We start from the raw sequence: 18868 nt of genomic DNA, 5'->3' as shown, positions 1-18868 counted from the left end.
GGACATGGCCACACACGCAGTGCGGACGAGGAACACCCGGGAACGCAGGCGGACCCGGCTGGACGACCACCTGCCCGTGGACCACCGGCTGAACCGGGTCTACCGCGCCGGCGCGGGCCTGATCGGCGCGTTCCTGGTCGCCTTCGGCATTCTCGGCCTGCTGGACCAGATCGGCTTCTTCAGCACGGGCGGCAACCAGGTCGCCGGGCTGAACACCAACGGCGCGCTCAGCGTGCTGTCGATCTGCATCGGCCTGCTGCTGCTGGCGGGCGCGGCCGTCGGCGGGAACTTCGCGTCCACCCTGAACATGGTCCTCGGCGTCCTGTTCCTGCTGAACGGCTTCCTGTTCCTCGGCCTGCTGGACACCGCGAGCAACTTCCTGGCGTTCAAGATCCAGAACGTGTACTTCAGCTTCGTCGTGGGCCTGCTGCTGATGACCTTCGGCATGTACGGCCGGGTCGGGCACGCGCTGCCGCACGACAACCCCTACTGGCGGGCCCGCCACCCCGAGCCCTCCTCGCAGCAGCGCACGCGGCACGGGCAGGAGGAGGGCGGCCGGCGGCAGGGCCCGCGGCAGGGCCCGGATCAGGTCCGGTAGGCGTAGAACGCCGCGTTCGGGTACGAGGCGACGAGGCTGGCCACCGACCGGTTGTAGGTGTTGGTCGAGTGGTAGCTCACGTACGGCACGCCCCGGCGGTCCCGGTAGGTGACGATCATCGAGTGGTCCTTGGACCCGTCCCGGTTGAAGTCCACCTGGAGCACGTCGCCGAGGTCCAGCTGGTAGACGTTGGCGAGGCTGGTGACCCGCTTGGAGGACAGCGCGAACCAGGAGAACTCGTTCACGCCGACGAAGGAGTCCGACTGGATCTCGGAGTTGCCGAACCACTTGTGGAAGTCGTTCGTGTACCCGGGCACGTGCTTCCAGCCGCCCGCCTTCAGCGCCTGGCTGACGAAGTTGGTGCAGTCGCCGCCGGCGCCCTGGCCGTTGAAGTTCGGGTAGTCCGGGTTGTACTTGTTCCAGTACTTCTGCGCGTAGGCGACCATGGCCTTGTAGTCGTAGCCCGTCGCGGAGAAGTTCTTCGCGTTCGCCGGGGCCGGCCAGGCGGTGGCGGCGCGGGCCGCGCTCGGCGGGCCGTCGTCCTCGGCCTCGGCCTGCGGCTTGGCCACCTCCGGCCTGGCGACCTGGTTCACCGCGAGGTAGCCGTCGTCGGTGTCACGGATGCCGGTGAGCCGCCAGTCGCCGTGCCGGTCGGCCGTGAAGCTCAGCTCGTGGTGCGCCTGGAAGCCGGTCGACTCCGGGCTCTTCCCGGCGGCCTTGCCGTACGTCAGCGTCGTGGTCTCGGTGACGGCGACCTTCGCGTGCCGGCCCTTCACCCGCGTCGCGTCGAGCGTGACCTTGGTGCTGCCCGCGCGGTACGTCTCGCCCAGCCGGGCGAGCCGGCCGCGGCGGTCGCGCAGCTCCTCCAGCGCCGACTTCTGCTCCCGCGTCTGTCCGCCGGACAGCCGCACGGACCCGGAGAAGCCGGACGTGCGCCGCGTCTCCTTGGTCCCGGCGCCTTCCACCAGGGCCTGCGTGCGGTCGGTGAAGACCGCGTCGGCCAGTCGCTGGAAGGTCGCCTTGGTGGCCGCGTCCACCGTCGGGTCGTCGGTCACCGCCGCGCCCGCGCTCCAGTTCGGCACCAGGGCCACGCCTGCGACCACCGAGGCGGCAGCGGCGGTCACTATGGCCGTACGGCGCCGGCTACGGCTCAGTTTTCTGGATTTCAATGATGTTCCCCTCTACGCCGGTACACCTACCGGGCGAGGGGCATCTTCGCATGGCCGGTACACCGGATGTGAAGAGGGGCGCACAAGCGGAATCAGCCGTGCTGACCGGTTACTTGACGACCGCCGACCAGTCCGGCGACTGGGCCGGATCGAGGCTGCGCAGCGCGGCCAGGGTCGACGGTTTCTGCGCGTCGAGCCAGTCGGCCAGCTCCTTGAAGGACACGCACTTGACGCCCTTCTTGGTGCACACGTTCTTGACCACCTGGTCGATGGCCTTCATGTAGATGCCGCCGTTCCAGTCCTCGAAGTGGTTGCCGATGAACAGCGGCGCGCGGCTGCCGTAGTAGACCCGGTCGAAGCCGGCCATGTACGAGGCGACGGTCTGCTGCTCCCACTCGGGGAACTTGGCCGGATCGCCCTGCGTCTCGCCCTCGGACTGGTTGTAGAGGAAGTTGAAGTCCATGGACAGGCCCTGGTACTTGCCGCTCTCGTACGGCAGCATCTGCAGCGGGAAGTCCCATATGCCGTTCTTCTTGCCGGGCCATATCTGGAAGTCGCCCGGGGAGCTGGCGTCGTAGCGCCAGCCGTAGTCCTTGATGGCCTTCAGCAGGTTCGGCTGGCCCTCCAGGCAGGGCGCCCGGCCGCCGGTGACCTCCTTCTTGAAGTCGAAGGGCAGCGGGGGCATGTCGGTGAAGCCGGTGTTGGTCTTCCAGTGCTCCGCGAACTCGAAGAACTGGTCGATCTCGCTCTTCCACTCCGCCACGCTCCAGTCGCCGCCGCCCTTGGCGTCGCAGAAGTGGCCGTTGAAGTGGGTGCCGATCTCGTTGCCGTCCTCGTAGGCCTTGGCCAGCTGCTCCAGGGTGGTGCGGATGTGGTCGTCGGTGGCGTAGTCGATCGCGGCGTCGCCCGGCGAGTGCATCGGGCCGTGGTACTGCGCCTTCTTGCTCTTGGGCAGCAGGTAGATGCCGGTGAGGAAGAAGGTCATGTGGGCGTCGTACCGCTCGGCCAGCTCCCGGTAGTGCGAGAACAGGTGGTCCCCGCCCTCCAGCGCGCCGTCCCAGGAGAACACCACGAACTGCGGCGGCTTCTCGCCGGGCTTGAGCGGCTTCGGCTTCAACTGCCCCTTCTGCGGACCCGTGTAGGAGGTCGAGCCGTCCCCGAGGACCTTGACCTTGCCGTCCCACGTCGGGGTCGGGCTGGGCCTCGGCGCGGCCGTCCTCGGCTTCTTGCCGGTCGCGGCGGCCGGGCTGCTGTCGCTGTCCGTGCCGGACAGCGCCAGGAACCCGGCCACCAGCGAGGCCACGACGAGGAGCGCGGCCAGTGTCAGGACCTGGGGGCGGGTGGCGCGGGGCGCGCGGCGGCGGGGGGCTCGACGGCGGCCTGACGACGACATCTTGCGGGGCATGCGCGGCTCATTCTGCGGAAGGGGAGGGTGGACGGGTGATCCCGGCTCAGCCGAGGCCCGTCGCGGCCGACCAGAGGGCATACGGAACGCTGTGATCGGGCCCGGCCAGGCCTCTGAGCGGCAGTGGCTCCAGCGACTTGGCCAGGTCGATCCGGTAGACGACGATCGCGGTGGACACGGCGTCGGCCGTGCCGACGTACCAGGCGGCGGTGTCCTTGTCGGTCCCACCGGCCTTCCCCGACACCCCGGACCGGCCGGCCGCCGCGTCCGGGTGGGCGGTGCGGAAGGAGTCGGTGAGCGCCTCGGTGACCCGCTCGGCCACCTGCGCGCCGACCGCCCGCTTCGGGTGCGGGATGTTCAGCGGGAGGGGTGCGCCGTTGCGAGTGACGCGGCGCACCGAGTACGGCTCGGTGTGGTTGCCGCCGGCGGCGAAGGTGGCGTAGCCGCTCGCCATCCGGATCGCGCTGGGCGTGGAGCTGCCCAGGGACAGGGCGGGCACCTGGGGGCCGATGCTGGAGCGCAGCAGCCCGGAGGCCACGGCGGTCCGGGTCACCTTGTCCAGGCCGGTGTCCATGCCGAGCTGCATGAACGGCGTGTTGACCGACTTGGCGAGCGCCTCGCGCAGGCTGATCTTCCCGTACGACCTGCGGCCGTCGTTGTGCGCGGCGACCTTCTTGCCGCTGCGGTCCCAGTAGGGCCCCTCGGGCGTGGTGACGGGCACGCCGTCGTCGCCGTCGTAGACGCTGTCCGGGCCGACGGGTGTGGCGGGGCCGCTGCGCGTCTTGTGCACACCGTGTTCGAGTCCGGCGGCGTACACGAACGGCAGGAACGCGGTACCGGCCGGGACCGTGGTGGCGTTGGACTCGTTGTAGCCCTGCTTGCGGTGGTCCGGGCCGCCGTAGACGGCGAGGACCCGGCCGTCGGCGGCCACCGAGGCGGCGCCGTAGTGGCCGCTCTCCGCCACCTCGGGATCGTCCGCCCCGGCCTCCTTGCGCGCCTTGGCGACGGCGTCGGTGAGCGCCCGCTCCCGCTTGCGGTCGAACGTCGTGTAGATCTGGTAGCCGCCCAGGTCGAACTGCTTGTCCGTCAGGTGCCCGGCCTTCTTGGCGTACTGCGACGCCAGCTCCACCAGATAGTCGCTCTGCTCGCCGGTGTCGTACAGCGGGTTGGTCTTCAGCGGGTCGGGGAACTTCGTGTACGTGGCCCGCTCCTGCGGCGACAGCTTGCCGATCTTGACCATCCGGTCCAGGATCCAGGACCAGCGCTCCACCGCCCGCGCGTGGTTGGCCTTGCCGAGCGTGGGGTCGTACAGACCGGCGCCCTTGAGCAGCGAGGCGAGCATGGCCGCCTCGGAGACGTTGAGCCTGCCGACGTCCTTGCCGTAGTAGGCCTGGGCGGCGCGCTGGATGCCGTAGGTGCCGCGGCCGAACCAGCTGGTGTTGAGATAGCCCTCCAGGATCTCGTCCTTGCTCATCTTGTTGTCGAGCTTGAGGGCGATCATCGCCTCGGTGAATTTACGGCCGACCGTCTGGTTCTGGGTCAGGTAAACGTTTTTCACATACTGCTGCGTAATCGTGGACCCGCCCTCGGTGTCCCCCTCGCCCACCGTGCGGAACAGCGCCCGGCTGAGGCCCTTGAGGGATATGCCCGGGTCCGAGTAGAAACTCTCGTTCTCCGCCGCGAGGACCGCCCAGCGCACGTCCTGCGGAATGTCCTTCAGCGGCATCGCCTGCCGCTGCACCCAGCCCGTACGGGCCATGGGCGTGCCGTCGGACCAGAAATAGACGTTGTCCTGCTGGGTGGCGTACGAATTGATGTTGGCCGGTATGTCCGTCATCGCGTACGCGGTGACGAGGAACGCGCCGAGCAGGCCGAACGAGGACAGGACGGCGCCGATCCACTGCCGCCAGGACGGCATCCAGCGGCGCCAGCCGGTGCGGCCCGGACGCGGATAGACGGGCTTCAGGCGGCGCGCGTAGGGCGCTATCCGGCGCGCGTACGGGGCGAGCGGACCGAGCCGGCGGAAGGCGGCGGCCGTGGCCGCGCCCGGCCCGGCGGTGCGCTCGCGGGCGGCCGAGCGCGCGTCACGCCGGCGCTCGGCCCGGCCGCCGGACGGCGCGGGCGCCTCGGGCGGAGTGGGGACACGCAGCTGCATCGTCTCGTCGGCCCGGAGGGCGTCGACTCTCAGATGCAGGGTCTCGTCGGCGTCCAACGGCTTCTCGCCACGGCCACCGGCCACGGTGCCGTCCTCCCCCTGCGACGCATCGGTCACGCCTGCGTCTCCCTCCGCACTCGGTCTCGCTCGCGCGGGTGAGCTGAGCATCCTCGCCACGGCGTTCACAAATTATCAGTAACGTTTTCGAATGCCCTGCACATATGCCGCACGGATGGCAACACTCACGAAACATTGAGCTGCCCTTGACACGCCCCGGACGGCTAACCTGAGCCCATGCCTCGCTACGAGTACCGCTGCCGGAGCTGCGGCGACACGTTCGAACTGAACCGTCCGATGGCGGAGTCCGCCGCCCCCGCGACGTGCCCTGCCGGGCATGACGACACGGTGAAACTCTTGTCCACGGTGGCCGTGGGCGGCGTCGCCGGTGCGCCGGCGCCCGCGCCCCGGGCCGGGGGCGGCGGGTGCTGCGGCGGCGGATGCTGCGGTTAGCTCCGCCCGGGATCCCGGGCCGTTCTCAGGAACTCCCCGAGGATGCGCTCCCCCGCCAGTACGCCTCGCTCCGGCAGTGCGGCGATCCGAGGGGCCGACCAGCCGGTGTCGGCCAGCTCGCCGTGGCCGGGGCGCCAGCCCCGGTCGGCCGCCAGGAGCAGGTCGGCGTCCAGCAGGGAGTCGCCGGCGGCCAGGGTCAGGTCCGCGCCGGTGCGGCGGGCGACCTCGCGGACGGCCGCGCCCTTGGTGAGCGGCTTGGGCACGGCGTAGATCTTGCGGCCCTGGAGCGAGACGGTCCAGCCGCGGTTCTCCGCCCACACCGCCAGCTCCTTCACCCAGTCCTCCGGCAGCAGCTCGCGCTCCACCACCAGATAGGCGAACAGGTCCTCGGCCAGGCGCTGCTTGCGCAGCCACACCGGGTCGGCCGAGCGCAGCAGATGCTCGCGGACCTCCTCCAGCGGCGCGCACTCGTCGGCGAGCCGCGCCAGCACACGCGCGTGCCAGTCGGCGTCGGTGACCCCGTCGACCAGCAGATGGCCGCCGTTGGCGCAGATCGCGTACCTCGGCGGCGGGCCGGGCAGGTTGATGCGCTGGTACTGCTTGCGCGTCCGGGTCGTCGTCGGCACGAACACGGCCGCGTCGCCGAGGTCGGCCAGCAGCCGGGCCGCCGTCTCCGTCATGTAGGACAGCGGCCTGGCCTCGTGCACCTCCACGCACAGCAGCCGGGGCGCCCGGGCGTCCGGCATGGTCAGCGCGAGGGCCGCCGCGGAGTAGATCAGCGTCCGGTCGAGATCGCTCGCCACCAGCACCGGCATCAGACGTGCACCGCCCTTCCGTCGGCGCCGACGGCACCGCGTGTGTACTTGGGGTGGATCAGCCCGACACAGCTGTACGGCAGCTCGCCGACCTCCTCCACCGGGACGCCCCGCTGCTCGGCGAGCAGGCGCACGTGGTCCAGGTCGGCGCCGGCGCCCGCGCGGGCCAGGATCTTCCACGGCACCCGGCGCAGCAGCACCCGGGTGGTCTCGCCGACGCCCGGCTTGACGAGGTTCACGTCGTGGATGCCGTACTCCTCGCTGATCCGCTCCACCGCCCGCCAGCCCGCCCAGGTCGGGGTGCGGTCCGTGGCGAGCAGCTCCTCGACCGCGCCGTCCACGGTGCCGGCGACCTCCTCGAACCGTGCGGAGACGGCGTCGAGGAAGGCCACGGAGACGTCGGCGCCGGCCAGTTCGCGGTAGAACTTCGCGCCGTGGTAGTCGTCCGGGCCGACCAGGTCCGCGCGCAGCACCGTGCGCGAGACCAGCCCGGACACGGTGGAGTTGAGGCACGCGGACGGGATGAGGAAGTCCTCCCGGGTGCCGTACGTCCGCACGCAGGAGCCGGGGTCGGCGAGGACGGCGATCTCCGGGTCGAACCCGGTGACGCTCTCCTTCGCCTCGAACTCCGCGACGGCCTGCGCGAGTTCCCGGGTGATGGCGCCCTTGCCGGTCCAACCGTCGACGAAGACGACGTCCCGGGGGTCGTGGTGGGCGGCCAGCCAGCGCAGCGCGTTGGCGTCGATGCCCCGGCCGCGCACGATCGACACGGCGTAGTGCGGCAGGTCCAGCCCGTGCCGGAACCGCGCCCAGCGACGCATCAGGATGCCCACCGGGGTGCCGGCGCGGGCCAGGGAGACCAGCACCGGGCGCGGTGAGCGCTCGCCGATCACCATCTCGGTGACCACGCCCACCGCCCGCGCCAGCCGGGCCGCCGACGCCCGGAGGGCCTCGTGGAACAGCTCCTGGTACCGCTCGCTGGGCTGGTACTCCACCGGCAGCGACTCGGCGTAGTGCGCGCCGCCGCTCTGGACGGCCTCCTCGCGCTCCTCGGTCGGCGCCTCCAGGGCCACGTCGGACAGGTCCTGGAGCAGCCAGCCGACCTCCTGTGGCGCGTACGAGGAGAACGCGGGGCCGCGCAGGGGCTCGGGCAGCATGGCCGGCCTTTCGGGGACGTGCGGGACGTACGACGGTACGACCGCGAGCAGAACGTGCGGGACCCGCTCGGCGAGCCGGGCCAGCAGGCCGTCGGGCGCGTGCAGGGCGGGAGTGTCGGCGACGGAGTCGACCACGGCCACGACAACGTCGAAGCCGGCGCCGGCCACGTTGTAGGCGTAGCGCTCGCCGGGCCCGTCCGCCGGGTCGTCGTGGGCGGGGAAGACCAGGCGGGTACGGATCGCGTAGCCCGGGTCGTCCACCGCGAGGACGGGCGAGCGGGTGGTGGTGGAGAACCGCACCTCGGCGTCCGTGCCGCGCTCCAGCTCCCGCGCGAGCCGCAGCGGCGCGTACATCAGCTCCTCGGACCCGAGCACCAGCACCCGGCGCGCGCCGGCGGGCAGGGCCGCACGTACGCGGTCGGCCATGGCGGGGAGCGCGGCTTCGAGACGGGCGCGGTGGGCGGGGGTGAATCCGTGCCGGCCGCCGTCGGGGAGGCCGGCAGGCCAGTGGAGGCCGACTCGCGCGATCCGGTCCGGCCGAGGCGCCCCTTCGGCAGACCCGCACCCGGCCGGTGCGCACTCCGCGACCAGCCGCCGGCCCTTCTCCAGCACCCCTTCCGGCAGCTCCACCTCGCCGGAGGCGGTGGCCACCACATCGACCCGCGCACCGATCTCCCCGGCGAATCGTTCCAGCCGGGCCGTGTCCTCGGCCGACCGCATATCCACCAGCGCCACGACCACGTACCGCCGCCGCGGATACCGCTCGTGCAGGTCGCGGATGGTGTTCAGCACGGTGTTGCCGGTGGAGAACTCGTCGTCCACCAGCACCAGCGGCCCCCGCCCGCCCAGCAGCTCCGGGTCCTCGGGAAGCAGCAGATGCGACGTGGCGTGGGAGTGCGACTCCTCGAACCCGCCCGCGCGGGCGACCCCGCGCACCGGCCGCCGCGTGGAGTGCAGATACGGCACCGCACCGAGCCCGTCGGCCACGCAGTGCCCGAGGCCGGTCGCGGTCTCCGCGTACCCGAGGACCACCGCGTCCGCCGCCTCGGCGCCGAGCAGCGCGGCCACCCGGCGGCCCAGGCGCAGGCCGTGGTCGTAGACCACGGACGGCGACTGCGGGACGTGCTTGCCGAGGACGTTGGAGACGAGCAGGTGGGCCCGCTTGGGGTTGCGGCGCAGCGCGAGCCCGAGCAGGGCCCGCAGCCCGTCGTCGCCCACGAGCCCGACCCCGAGCCGCTCGGCGACCCAGCTGCCGGACCAGACCCCGTCGTTCACTGCGTTCTTCATGCGTTCCTTGGTCAGGTGGAGAAAGGTTCAGCCGGATATGCCGGCGGCGAGCAGTTCCACGAAGCCGACGTCCTCGCGGGCGACGCCGAACGCCTCGGCCCGCAGCAGGGTCCGCTCGGCCCAGGCGCGGTGCGGGCGCACCTCGTTCATCTTGTTCGTGTAGGCCGACCGCAGTACACCCCCGCCGCCGCGTTCCGGCCGCAGGATGTCCTGGGCGTCACTGAACTCCTCGTGGCTGACCACGGAGAGCGCGTGCACGGGCAGGACGTGCGAGGGGTGGATGCAGGTCTTGCCGAGCAGGCCGTTGGCCTGGTCGAGGGAGACCTCCCGGAGCAGCCCGTCCATGGCGTGGGCGATCAGCCGGTCGCGCAGCTCGGCGGCCTGCACCTGGAGGAACGGGCTCTGCCGCAGCTGCGGCTTGAACATGCGTTCCGAAGCGCGGAAGTACTCCCAGACCGGGCCGGTGACGGTGAAGCCGGTGCCGTCGGCCCGGCCGAGCATGTTGACGACGTCGGCGATCACGGAGGCGACTATCTGGACGTCGTAGGCGGTCATGTCGGGGGCCCGGCGCAGGCCGTAGGAGGAGCAGAAGTCGGTCACGCCGAGGCGCAGGGCCAGCACCCGGTCGCGGTACTTGTCGACCGCGCGGAAGACGCCCTCCAGGGTCTCCATGCGCGACTCGCGGTACAGCAGTTCCGGGGACTCCAGGACCGGCATGGCGAAGAGCCGCCGGCCGCCGGCGCTCTCCGCCGCCGTCAGGGCCTCCAGGAAGGGGACGCCGCGTTCCTCGGTGAACTTGGGCAGCACGAACCCGGACAGCAGGCGCGCGGCCGGGCCGAGGCGGCGGACCAGGTCCGGTATCTGCTCGGCGGTGCGCACCCGGATGAACAGCAGCGGCGGCTCGGCCGCGGGCCGGGCGGCGAGGTCGGCGAACTGCCGGACGAGGTTCTCCTCGCCCGCCGCCACGTCCGCGTCGTCGATCGAGTCCTCCAGGCACAGCACCATCGAGACCACGCCGTTGCCGGCCTGCTTGACGATGTCGTCCGCGAGCCGGGGCCGGGTCGCCGGGCTGTACAGCGTGGCGCCCAGGGCCGCGGAGAGCAGCCGGGCCGGGGAGTCGGCGGTGAACGCGCACGGCTCCTGGTGGAAGAGGCGCTTCCGCACCTCGGGGGCAAGATGCCCGAAATGACGCATAGGACTCCCTTTGGACTCCGGCCAAACCTCAGGGTTCGGTAAAGGGTGGCCGGTAATAGTACGTAGGGACCCATGTCGGAGGTTCCCTGCGGGCATGAATTTCCGGTAACTCCCCGAGGTCGGCGGCACCGCCCCGCATTGTCGTGACCAGGACCGAGAGGGCAGGATGACCGCATGACGCACGCGATGCTGAAGGGGTCGAACGTCCCGCTCCAGGCCACCACGGTACGCGCCGTGCTGCGCTGGGCTCCCGGGCAGGGAGTGCCGGACGTGGATGTGTCGGCGCTGCTGCTGGGTTCCGACGGCCGTGTGCGCTCCGACGAGGACTTCGTCTTCTACAACCAGCCCCGGCACCCCTCCGGGACGGTGTGGCGGCTGGGCAAGAAGCGGGTCGCCGAGGGGCTGACCGACACGATCCAGACAGACCTGACCGGTGTCGAGCCGGGCATCTCGCGGATACTGCTGGTCGCCTCCGCCGACGGGGTCACCTTCGACCGGGTGCCGGCGCTGGGCATCTCGATCCACGACGCGGCGGTCGCCGACGGGGAGCCGCTGGCCCGGTTCGACATCAAGCCGGAGACCGGGGCCGAGACGGCGCTGATCTGCGGTGAGCTGTACCGGCGCGGGGAGGGCTGGAAGTTCCGGGCGCTGGGCGAGGGCTACTCCAACGGGCTGGAGGGCCTCGCGACGGACTTCGGCATCTCGGTGGACGAGTCGGAGGCGGCCGAGGAGGCGGCGCAGGAGCCCCCGACGTCCGCCCTGCCGCTGCCCCCGGCGGTTCCGGCGTACGGGTATCCGCAGCCGGTGCCCGTGCCGGCGGTTTCGGCGGGGGACGGGTACTTCCGGATGCCGCCTCAGGGGCCCCAGTTCATCGGGCGGTAGCCGAGGGGTGACCGTTCACCTGTCGACCTTCGTCTTGTAGCCCCTGCCCCACTGCAGGCCCCAGCCGTAGAGGCGGTCCAGTTCACCCTGGAAGCCGTAGACGAACTTCACCTCGCGGCGGACGATCAGTTCGCCCTTGACGTTCTCCAGGAGGACGACGGCGCAGGAGCGGGCCTGCGGGTGGCGTTCGTCCAGGCTGATCTCGATGCGGGGGCCGTTGCCGGGGTAGAGGGTGACCACGGCGTGGGTGCGGTCGAAGGCGGGGGTCTGGTCGTAGATGTAGACGAAGACCAGCAGCCGCTTGATCTCCTCGCGGTGGTCGAGGTTGACGTACATCGTCTCGCCGGAACCGGAGCCGAACCGGTCGTCGCCGCTGAGCTTGATGTACGGCGGTGCGTTGACGTCGCCGAGGTAGCCGCCGAGCGGCTGGACGACGCCCTTGCTGCCGTCGGCGAGTTCGTACAGGCAGCCGAGGTCGAGGTCGACGTTGACCATGCTCTGGCCGTGGCCCACGATCTCCGGCGGCTTCAGCGCCTTGAAGGGGTGGCGCAGCAGGCTGGTGCGGGAGGCCCCGTCGAAGTCGGAGGTCCGCATCCGCCAGGTGAGGTTGACCCGCAGGTTGCCGGTGGCCGCGCCCTGCTTGGTGAGCGACACCGTCGGGTGCCGCCTGGTCAGCTCGATGGCGTTGGTGGCCGCGCTGCCCGAGTCGAAGTCGGCGGCGCGCCCGCCGAGCAGTCCGTCGAAGAAACCCATTCCCGCCCCCAGGTACCCGTTGTGACACCGGCGGGGCGGCCGACCGCGTCGGCCGCCCCGCTCAGAGCGTTCCTCACCGGCCGGGCTGTCACACCCCGGAGGACACCTCGGCCTTGGTGCCGCTGCCCTCGCCGGCGGCGGCCAGGGCGCGGTTGCGGCGGACGGAGGAGAAGAAGGACGCGGCGATCAGGACGACGCCGATGGAGCCGGTGATGACCTCGTGGATCTCGTACCGGATGGTGACCAGGAGGACCACGGCGAGGGCGCCGATGGCGTAGTGGGCGCCGTGCTCCAGGTAGACGTAGTCGTCCAGCGTGCCCTGGCGGACCAGGTAGACCGTCAGCGAACGGACGTACATCGCGCCGATGCCGAGGCCGAGCGCCATCAGGACGATGTCGTTGGTGACGGCGAAGGCGCCGATCACGCCGTCGAAGGAGAAGGACGCGTCCAGGACCTCCAGGTAGAGGAACATGAAGAACGCGGCCTGGCCGGCCAGCACGATCGCGGGCTTCTTGCCGCCGCTGCGGGCGGCCTCCTCCTCCTGCTCGTGCTCGCGCTCCTCCTCTTCCTCGAGCTTGTCCTCGAAGTAGCCGGAGAGACCGCCGACGACCATGTAGGTGATCAGGCCGGCGATGCCGGAGATCAGCACCGTCTGGGCCTTGTCGACGTGCAGGCCGCCGTGCTGGTGGGCGTGGGTGGCGACGGTGAAGGCCGTGATCAGCAGGACGACGAGGGCGATGCAGACCGACAGCATGTCGACCTTGCCGAGCTTGGCCAGGGGCCGCTCCAGCCAGCGCAGCCACTGGATGTCCCGGTCCTCGAAGATGAAGTCGAGGAAGATCATCAGCAGGAACATCCCGCCGAAGGCGGCGATCGCCGGATGGGCGTCGGTGACGAGCTGCTCGTAACGCACCTTGTTGTTGATCGCGAGGTCGACGGCCTCGATCGGACCCATCTTGGCGGTGATGGCGACGATCACCACGGGGAAGACCAGGCGCATGCCGAACACGGCGATGAGCACGCCGACCGTGAGGAAGATCTTCTGCCAGAAGGCATTCATCTTCTTCAGGATTCCGGCGTTGACCACCGCGTTGTCGAAGGACAACGAGATCTCCAGGATGGCCAGGATCGCCACGACCCCGAAGCCGGTCCACCCCCCGTAGAACGCCGCCGCGACCAGACCGAGCGCGGTGATCGCGAACGACCATCCGAAGGTTTTGAGAAGCACTGGCTACCCCATCATCCGTGGGGGCCCTCCCAGACGAAGTCTGAGGGAGGTTTTCCCCCGCGCCGTACGCGGCTTTACGAAACGTTGACTCCGAAGTCTAGAGCGATGCCCCGCAAGCCGGACGCGTACCCCTGACCGACCGCCCGGAACTTCCACTCGCCCTGATACCGGTACAGCTCACCGAAGATCATCGCGGTTTCGGTGGAGGCGTCCTCACTGAGGTCGTAGCGCGCCAGTTCCCGGCCGTCGGCCTGGTCGACCACGCGGATGAAGGCGTTGGAGACCTGGCCGAAGGTCTGGCCGCGCTCGTCCGCCATGTGGATGGAGACCGGGAAGACGATCTTCTCGCAGTGGAGCGGGACCTTGGCGAGGTCCACCAGGACCGACTCGTCGTCGCCGTCGCCCTCACCGGTGAGGTTGTCCCCGGTGTGCTCCACCGAGCCGTCCGGGCTCTCGAGCTGGTTGTAGAACACGAACCACTCGTCGCCCAGCACCCGGTTGCCGGCCCCGCACAGCAGCGCGCTGGCGTCCAGGTCGAAGGGCGCCCCGGTGGTGGAGCGCGCGTCCCAGCCGAGCCCGACGAGGACGTGGGTGAGGTTCGGTGCGGCCTTGGAGAGGGAGACATTGCCTCCCTTGGCGAGCGTGACGCCCATGCTGGTCCTCCCCTGCTGGTGCTGTCCCTGGTTGTCCTGCGCGTCCGGCGCCGCCCGTAAACGGTGCGGCGCCGGATGCTGCGGGTGTCGTGACGCTGCCGGGGTCAGACGTTGACGCCGAAGTCCTGCGCGATGCCGCGCAGCCCCGAGGCGTAGCCCTGGCCGATGGCGCGGAACTTCCACTCCGTGCCGTGGCGGTACAGCTCGCCGAAGACCATGGCCGTCTCGGTGGAGGCGTCCTCGCTCAGGTCGTAGCGCGCGATCTCGGCGCCGCCGGCCTGGTTGACGACACGGATGAAGGCGTTGCGGACCTGGCCGAAGGACTGCTGGCGGTTTTCGGCGTCGTAGATCGACACCGGGAACACGATCTTGTCGACGTCGGCCGGGACGCCGGCCAGGTTCACCTTGATCTGCTCGTCGTCGCCCTCGCCCTCACCGGTGAGGTTGTCGCCGGTGTGCTCCACCGAGCCGTCGGGGCTCTTGAGGTTGTTGAAGAAGACGAAGTGCTGGTCGCTGATGACCTTGCCGGAGTTGTTCAGCAGCAGCGCGCTCGCGTCGAGGTCGAAGTCGGTGCCGGTCGTGGTCCGCACGTCCCACCCCAGACCGACGATGACCGCGGTCAGGCCCGGGGCCTCCTTCGTCAGCGATACGTTGCCGCCCTTGCTGAGGCTGACTCCCACGGGTCCTCCATGTGGTGTCCAGGGGCGGGAGCCCCGTCGTGCTTCGGATATGGGATCAACGTGCCGATCCTAGTGACGGGTTCCCGCACCCGCAGACCTTGAGCCGGGGAAACCCGGATGTGGGCCCGCGTGGCTCACAGGGTGTCGAGCGCCTTCACGTAGTCGCCGAGGTCGCGGGCGTCCGGCAGGCCGTTGACCACGGTCCACCGCACGACGCCCTCCTTGTCGATGATGAAGGTGCCTCGGACGGCACAGCCCTTGTCCTCGTCGAAGACGCCGTAGGCGCGCGAGACGTTGCCGTGCGGCCAGAAGTCGCTGAGCAGCGGGTACTCCAGTCCCTCCTGCTCGGCGAAGACGCGCAGGGTGTGGATGGAGTCGTTGGAGACGGCGAGCAGCTGGGTGTCGCGGTCCGTGAACTTCGGCAGGTTGTCACGCAGCTCGCACAGCTCGCCGGTGCACACGCCGGTGAAGGCGAACGGGTAGAAGAGCAGGACCACGTTCTTCTCGCCGCGGAAGTCCGAGAGCTTCACGCCGCGGCCGTGGTTGTCCTTGAGCTCGAAGTCGGGTGCCTTGTCGCCGACCTGGATCGCCATCGTCGTGCATCCCTTCGGTGGGCTGTTCGGGTGGAGTGCCGGATGAACGCACAAGCGCTCGGGTCCACCCTACGCAGCGGCCGCCGGAGGGTACGCGGCGGCCGGGCCGGGGCCTGGTGCGGCCCCGCCCGGCCGGCGGTCAGCCGTACACGGTCACCGCTTGGACTTGGCGGCCTTGGGCGTCGCCAGGCGCGAGCCGCTCCAGTCCTTGCCCACGCTGATGCCCTTCGACGCCGTCAGGCCGGCCGTCGTGGCGGCGTCCTGGATGTCGCTCGGTTCCACATACCCCGCACGGCCGGTCTTCGGCGTGAGGAGCAGGATCGCGCCGCCCTCTTCGATGTACGTGGTGGCATCCACCAGCGCATCCGTCAGGTCGCCGTCGTCGTCACGGAACCACAGCACAACGGCGTCGGCCACGTCGTCGTAGTCCTCGTCCACGAGGTCAGTCCCGGTGACCTCCTCGATGGCCTCGCGGAGCTCCTGGTCGACGTCGTCGTCGTAGCCGATCTCCTGGACCACCTGCCCGGGCTGGAACCCCAGCCTGGCGGCAGGGTTCGTCCGCTCCTCCGCGTGGTCCGCGGTCGCGCTCACGGGTTGCCTCCTGATCATGTCTTGTCGAGTATCTCAGCCACGCGCGTGCGCGAAGCATTGGCCGTAGTCCACACGGGCGGAACGGATCGCGCAAGTACCCGGCCGTCGGGACCGCCGAAACGGTGACGATCCCGGCCGGGTCGTCGCAACTCCTGGCACCGTATCGCGCTTTTCCCCGACCCACATCACGCCGGTGTGCCCGGTTTGCCCCGTTCGGAATCATCCTGGGATACGTCGCTCGAACAATTTTGCCAAGCACGTCACACCCCGGGCGTATCGTTGCGTTTTGACCGGTGGTGCGCCGGCCGAGACGAGCGCGGAGATGACGTACGGCTTCCCCAGGTACACGATGGGGAACGCGGTGTAGGCAGCTGCAACGAGAACCGGCCCTCCGACAGGTAAGGAACAGCGTGGCTTCCGGACCCGATCGCAATCCGATCATCATTGGCGGCCTTCCGAGTCAGGTTCCTGACTTCGACCCCGAAGAGACCCAGGAATGGCTCGACTCCCTGGACGCCGCCGTCGACGAGCGCGGCCGGGAACGGGCCCGCTATCTCATGCTGCGCCTGATCGAGCGGGCCCGCGAGAGGCGCGTGGCCGTGCCCGAGATGCGCAGCACGGACTACGTCAACACGATCCCCACCAAGAGCGAGCCGTTCTTCCCCGGCAACGAGGACATCGAGCGCAGGATCCTCAACGCCACCCGCTGGAACGCGGCCGTGATGGTCTCGCGCGCCCAGCGCCCGGGCATCGGCGTCGGCGGCCACATCGCCACCTTCGCCTCCTCCGCCTCGCTCTACGACGTCGGCTTCAACCACTTCTTCCGCGGCAAGGACGAGGGCGACGGCGGCGACCAGGTCTTCTTCCAGGGCCACGCCTCTCCCGGCATCTACGCCCGCGCCTACCTGCTCGACCGGCTCTCCGCGCAGCAGCTCGACGGCTTCCGCCAGGAGAAGTCGAAGTACCCGGACGGCCTCTCCAGCTACCCGCACCCGCGCTCGATGCCGGACTTCTGGGAGTTCCCGACGGTCTCCATGGGCCTCGGCCCGCTCGGGGCGATCTACCAGGCGCGGATGAACCGCTACATGCAGGCGCGCGGCATCGCCGACACCTCGCGGTCGCACGTGTGGGCGTTCCTCGGCGACGGCGAGATGGACGAGCCGGAGTCGCTCGGCCAGCTCTCCCTGGCCGCCCGGGAGGGCCTGGACAACCTGACCTTCGTGGTCAACTGCAACCTCCAGCGGCTGGACGGGCCGGTGCGCGGCAACGGCAAGATCATCCAGGAGCTGGAGTCGGTCTTCCGGGGCGCCGGCTGGAACGTGATCAAACTGATCTGGGACCGCTCCTGGGACCCGCTGCTCGCGCAGGACCGGGACGGCATCCTCGTCAACAAGATGAACACGACCCCGGACGGCCAGTTCCAGACGTACGCCACCGAGTCCGGGTCCTACATCCGCGAGCACTTCTTCGGCGGCGACCACCGGCTGCGCGCGATGGTCGAGAACATGACCGACGACCAGATCCTGCACCTGGGCCGCGGCGGTCACGACCACCGCAAGATCTACGCGGCGTTCAAGGCGGCCAAGGAGCACAAGGGCCAGCCGACGGTCATCCTGGCCAAGACGGTCAAGGGCTGGACGCTGGGCCCGAACTTCGAGGGCCGCAACGCCACGCACCAGATGAAGAAGCTGACGGTCGACGACCTCAAGCGCTTCCGGGACCGGCTGCACCTGCCGATCTCCGACAAGGAGCTGGAGTCCGGCCCGCCGCCGTACTACCACCCGGGCCCGGACTCGGAGGAGATCCAGTACATGCACGACCGCCGCCGGTCCCTCGGCGGTTACGTCCCGACGCGCGTCGTGCGCTCCCGGCCGCTCGCCCTGCCGGACGACAAGGCGTACGCGACCGTGAAGAAGGGCACGGGCCAGCAGTCCATCGCGACGACCATGGCCTTCGTCCGGCTCCTGAAGGACCTCATGCGGGACAAGGAGATCGGCAAGCGGTTCGTACTGATCGCGCCGGACGAGTACCGCACCTTCGGTATGGACTCCTTCTTCCCGAGTGCGAAGATCTACAACCCGCTGGGCCAGCAGTACGAGTCCGTGGACCGGGAACTCCTCCTCGCCTACAAGGAGTCGCCGACCGGCCAGATGCTGCACGACGGCATCTCCGAGGCGGGCTGCACGGCCTCGCTGACGGCGGCGGGATCGGCGTACGCCACACACGGCGAGCCGCTGATCCCGGTGTACGTCTTCTACTCGATGTTCGGTTTCCAGCGCACCGGCGACCAGTTCTGGCAGATGGCCGACCAGTTGGCGCGCGGGTTCGTCCTGGGCGCGACCGCCGGCCGTACGACCCTGACCGGCGAGGGCCTCCAGCACGCGGACGGCCACTCCCAGCTGCTGGCCTCCACCAACCCGGCGTGCGTGGCCTACGACCCGGCGTACGCCTACGAGATCGCGCACATCGTCCAGGACGGCCTGCGCCGGATGTACGGCAGCTCGCCCGAGCACCCGCACGGCGAGGACGTCTTCTACTACCTCACCGTCTACAACGAGCCCATCCAGCACCCGGCCGAGCCGCCGAACGTGGACGTCGAGGGCATCGTCAAGGGCATCCACCGGATCCGCGAGGCCACCGGCGGCGCGATCCCGGCGCAGATCATGGCGTCGGGCGTGGCGGTCCCGTGGGCCCTGGAGGCCCAGCGGATCCTGGCCGAGGACTGGAACGTCCGGGCGGACGTGTGGTCCGCGACCTCCTGGAACGAGCTGCGCCGCGAGGCCGTGGCCTGCGAGGAGCACAACCTGCTCCACCCGGAGGAGGAGCAGCGGGTGCCGTTCGTGACGCGCAAGCTCGGCGGCGCCGAGGGTCCGTTCGTGGCCGTGTCCGACTGGATGCGATCGGTTCCGGACCAGATCGCGCGCTGGGTGCCCGGCACGTACCAGTCCCTCGGTGCCGACGGGTTCGGCTTCGCCGACACCCGGGGCGCCGCGCGCCGCTTCTTCCACATCGACGCCCAGTCGATCGTGGTGGCGGTGCTCACGGAGCTGGCGCGCGAGGGCAAGGTCGACCGGTCCGCGCTGAAGCAGGCCATCGACCGGTACCGGCTGCTGGACGTCGCGGCGGCGGACCCGGGCGCGGCCGGAGGCGACGCGTAGCCGCATTCCGGACACAGCCCCGCGCCCCTCCCGGGGCGCG

At 70.3% G+C, this 18868-nt stretch carries 16 protein-coding genes; 4 read left to right on the top strand and 12 right to left on the bottom strand.

The features are described from left to right. Nucleotides 1-4 precede the first annotated feature (4 nt). Nucleotides 5-598: a DUF4383 domain-containing protein gene (locus tag SCK26_RS26130; RefSeq protein WP_318203768.1), complete on the top strand. Its 594-nt coding sequence runs from the start codon at nt 5-7 to the stop codon at nt 596-598. On the opposite strand, the gene SCK26_RS26125 is transcribed toward SCK26_RS26130, so the two are convergent. The 3 genes from SCK26_RS26125 to SCK26_RS26115 all read right to left on the bottom strand — a co-directional run bounded on the left by SCK26_RS26125 (nt 586) and on the right by SCK26_RS26115 (nt 5444). Next, nucleotides 586-1722: an amidase domain-containing protein gene (locus SCK26_RS26125; protein WP_318203767.1), complete on the bottom strand. Its 1137-nt coding sequence runs from the start codon at nt 1720-1722 to the stop codon at nt 586-588. The two genes, SCK26_RS26130 and SCK26_RS26125, sit on opposite strands and share 13 nt — an antisense overlap. Before the next feature lie 154 nt (nt 1723-1876). Beyond that, nucleotides 1877-3172, bottom strand: coding sequence for a hypothetical protein (locus tag SCK26_RS26120; RefSeq protein WP_318203766.1), 1296 nt, complete (start codon nt 3170-3172; stop codon nt 1877-1879). Between the two features lie 46 nt (nt 3173-3218). Beyond that, nucleotides 3219-5444: a transglycosylase domain-containing protein gene (locus SCK26_RS26115; RefSeq protein WP_318203765.1), complete on the bottom strand. Its 2226-nt coding sequence runs from the start codon at nt 5442-5444 to the stop codon at nt 3219-3221. 177 nt (nt 5445-5621) lie between these two features. Here SCK26_RS26115 and SCK26_RS26110 point away from each other — a divergent pair, with 177 nt between their 5' ends. After that, entirely contained in the window at nt 5622-5837 is a 216-nt protein-coding gene (locus SCK26_RS26110) for a zinc ribbon domain-containing protein (RefSeq protein WP_318203764.1), read from the top strand. On the opposite strand, the gene SCK26_RS26105 is transcribed toward SCK26_RS26110, so the two are convergent. The 3 genes from SCK26_RS26105 to SCK26_RS26095 are packed head-to-tail and all read right to left on the bottom strand — an operon-like array spanning nt 5834 to nt 10290. Beyond that, nucleotides 5834-6652 (bottom strand): HAD family hydrolase, encoded by an 819-nt coding sequence (locus SCK26_RS26105; RefSeq protein WP_318203763.1) that lies wholly within the window; start codon nt 6650-6652, stop codon nt 5834-5836. The two genes, SCK26_RS26110 and SCK26_RS26105, sit on opposite strands and share 4 nt — an antisense overlap. Further along, nucleotides 6652-9096 (bottom strand): phosphoribosyltransferase, encoded by a 2445-nt coding sequence (locus tag SCK26_RS26100; RefSeq protein ID WP_318203762.1) that lies wholly within the window; start codon nt 9094-9096, stop codon nt 6652-6654. The genes SCK26_RS26105 and SCK26_RS26100 overlap by 1 nt, the downstream gene beginning before the upstream one ends. 27 nt (nt 9097-9123) lie before the next feature. After that, complete coding sequence (locus tag SCK26_RS26095) at nt 9124-10290, bottom strand: HpcH/HpaI aldolase/citrate lyase family protein (protein WP_318203761.1); 1167 nt, start codon at nt 10288-10290, stop codon at nt 9124-9126. 174 nt (nt 10291-10464) lie between these two features. Here SCK26_RS26095 and SCK26_RS26090 point away from each other — a divergent pair, with 174 nt between their 5' ends. Beyond that, nucleotides 10465-11172, top strand: a complete 708-nt coding sequence (locus tag SCK26_RS26090) for a TerD family protein (protein WP_318203760.1) — start codon at nt 10465-10467, stop codon at nt 11170-11172. Nucleotides 11173-11187: 15 nt separating this feature from the next. Here SCK26_RS26090 and SCK26_RS26085 read toward each other — a convergent pair whose 3' ends face one another. From SCK26_RS26085 to SCK26_RS26060, 6 genes are all read right to left on the bottom strand, one after another. Further along, nucleotides 11188-11925: a TerD family protein gene (locus tag SCK26_RS26085; RefSeq protein ID WP_318203759.1), complete on the bottom strand. Its 738-nt coding sequence runs from the start codon at nt 11923-11925 to the stop codon at nt 11188-11190. A gap of 88 nt (nt 11926-12013) precedes the next feature. Then, the gene (locus SCK26_RS26080; protein WP_318203758.1) at nt 12014-13153 is read right to left on the bottom strand and encodes a DUF475 domain-containing protein; all 1140 of its coding nucleotides are present in this window, start codon (nt 13151-13153) and stop codon (nt 12014-12016) included. A gap of 74 nt (nt 13154-13227) precedes the next feature. Next, nucleotides 13228-13806: a TerD family protein gene (locus SCK26_RS26075; protein ID WP_318203757.1), complete on the bottom strand. Its 579-nt coding sequence runs from the start codon at nt 13804-13806 to the stop codon at nt 13228-13230. Nucleotides 13807-13910: 104 nt separating this feature from the next. Continuing rightward, complete coding sequence (locus SCK26_RS26070; protein ID WP_189996775.1) at nt 13911-14486, bottom strand: TerD family protein; 576 nt, start codon at nt 14484-14486, stop codon at nt 13911-13913. A gap of 134 nt (nt 14487-14620) precedes the next feature. Further along, a complete protein-coding gene (locus SCK26_RS26065; RefSeq protein WP_318203756.1) occupies nt 14621-15079 on the bottom strand; it encodes a peroxiredoxin in 459 nt (152 codons plus the stop codon). A 153-nt stretch (nt 15080-15232) separates the two neighbouring features. Further along, a complete protein-coding gene (locus SCK26_RS26060; protein ID WP_318203755.1) occupies nt 15233-15670 on the bottom strand; it encodes a DUF3052 domain-containing protein in 438 nt (145 codons plus the stop codon). Between the two features lie 410 nt (nt 15671-16080). Between SCK26_RS26060 and aceE the strand changes: the two genes are divergently transcribed. After that, nucleotides 16081-18828 (top strand): pyruvate dehydrogenase (acetyl-transferring), homodimeric type, encoded by a 2748-nt coding sequence (gene aceE, locus SCK26_RS26055; RefSeq protein ID WP_318203754.1) that lies wholly within the window; start codon nt 16081-16083, stop codon nt 18826-18828. Nucleotides 18829-18868: the final 40 nt, after the last annotated feature.

This window comes from Streptomyces sp. SCL15-4 (assembly GCF_033366695.1).
Classification (GTDB): domain Bacteria; phylum Actinomycetota; class Actinomycetes; order Streptomycetales; family Streptomycetaceae; genus Streptomyces.
The sequence above is the reverse complement of the archived record's forward strand: the minus strand, read 5'-3'. Positions and strand labels throughout refer to the sequence as shown.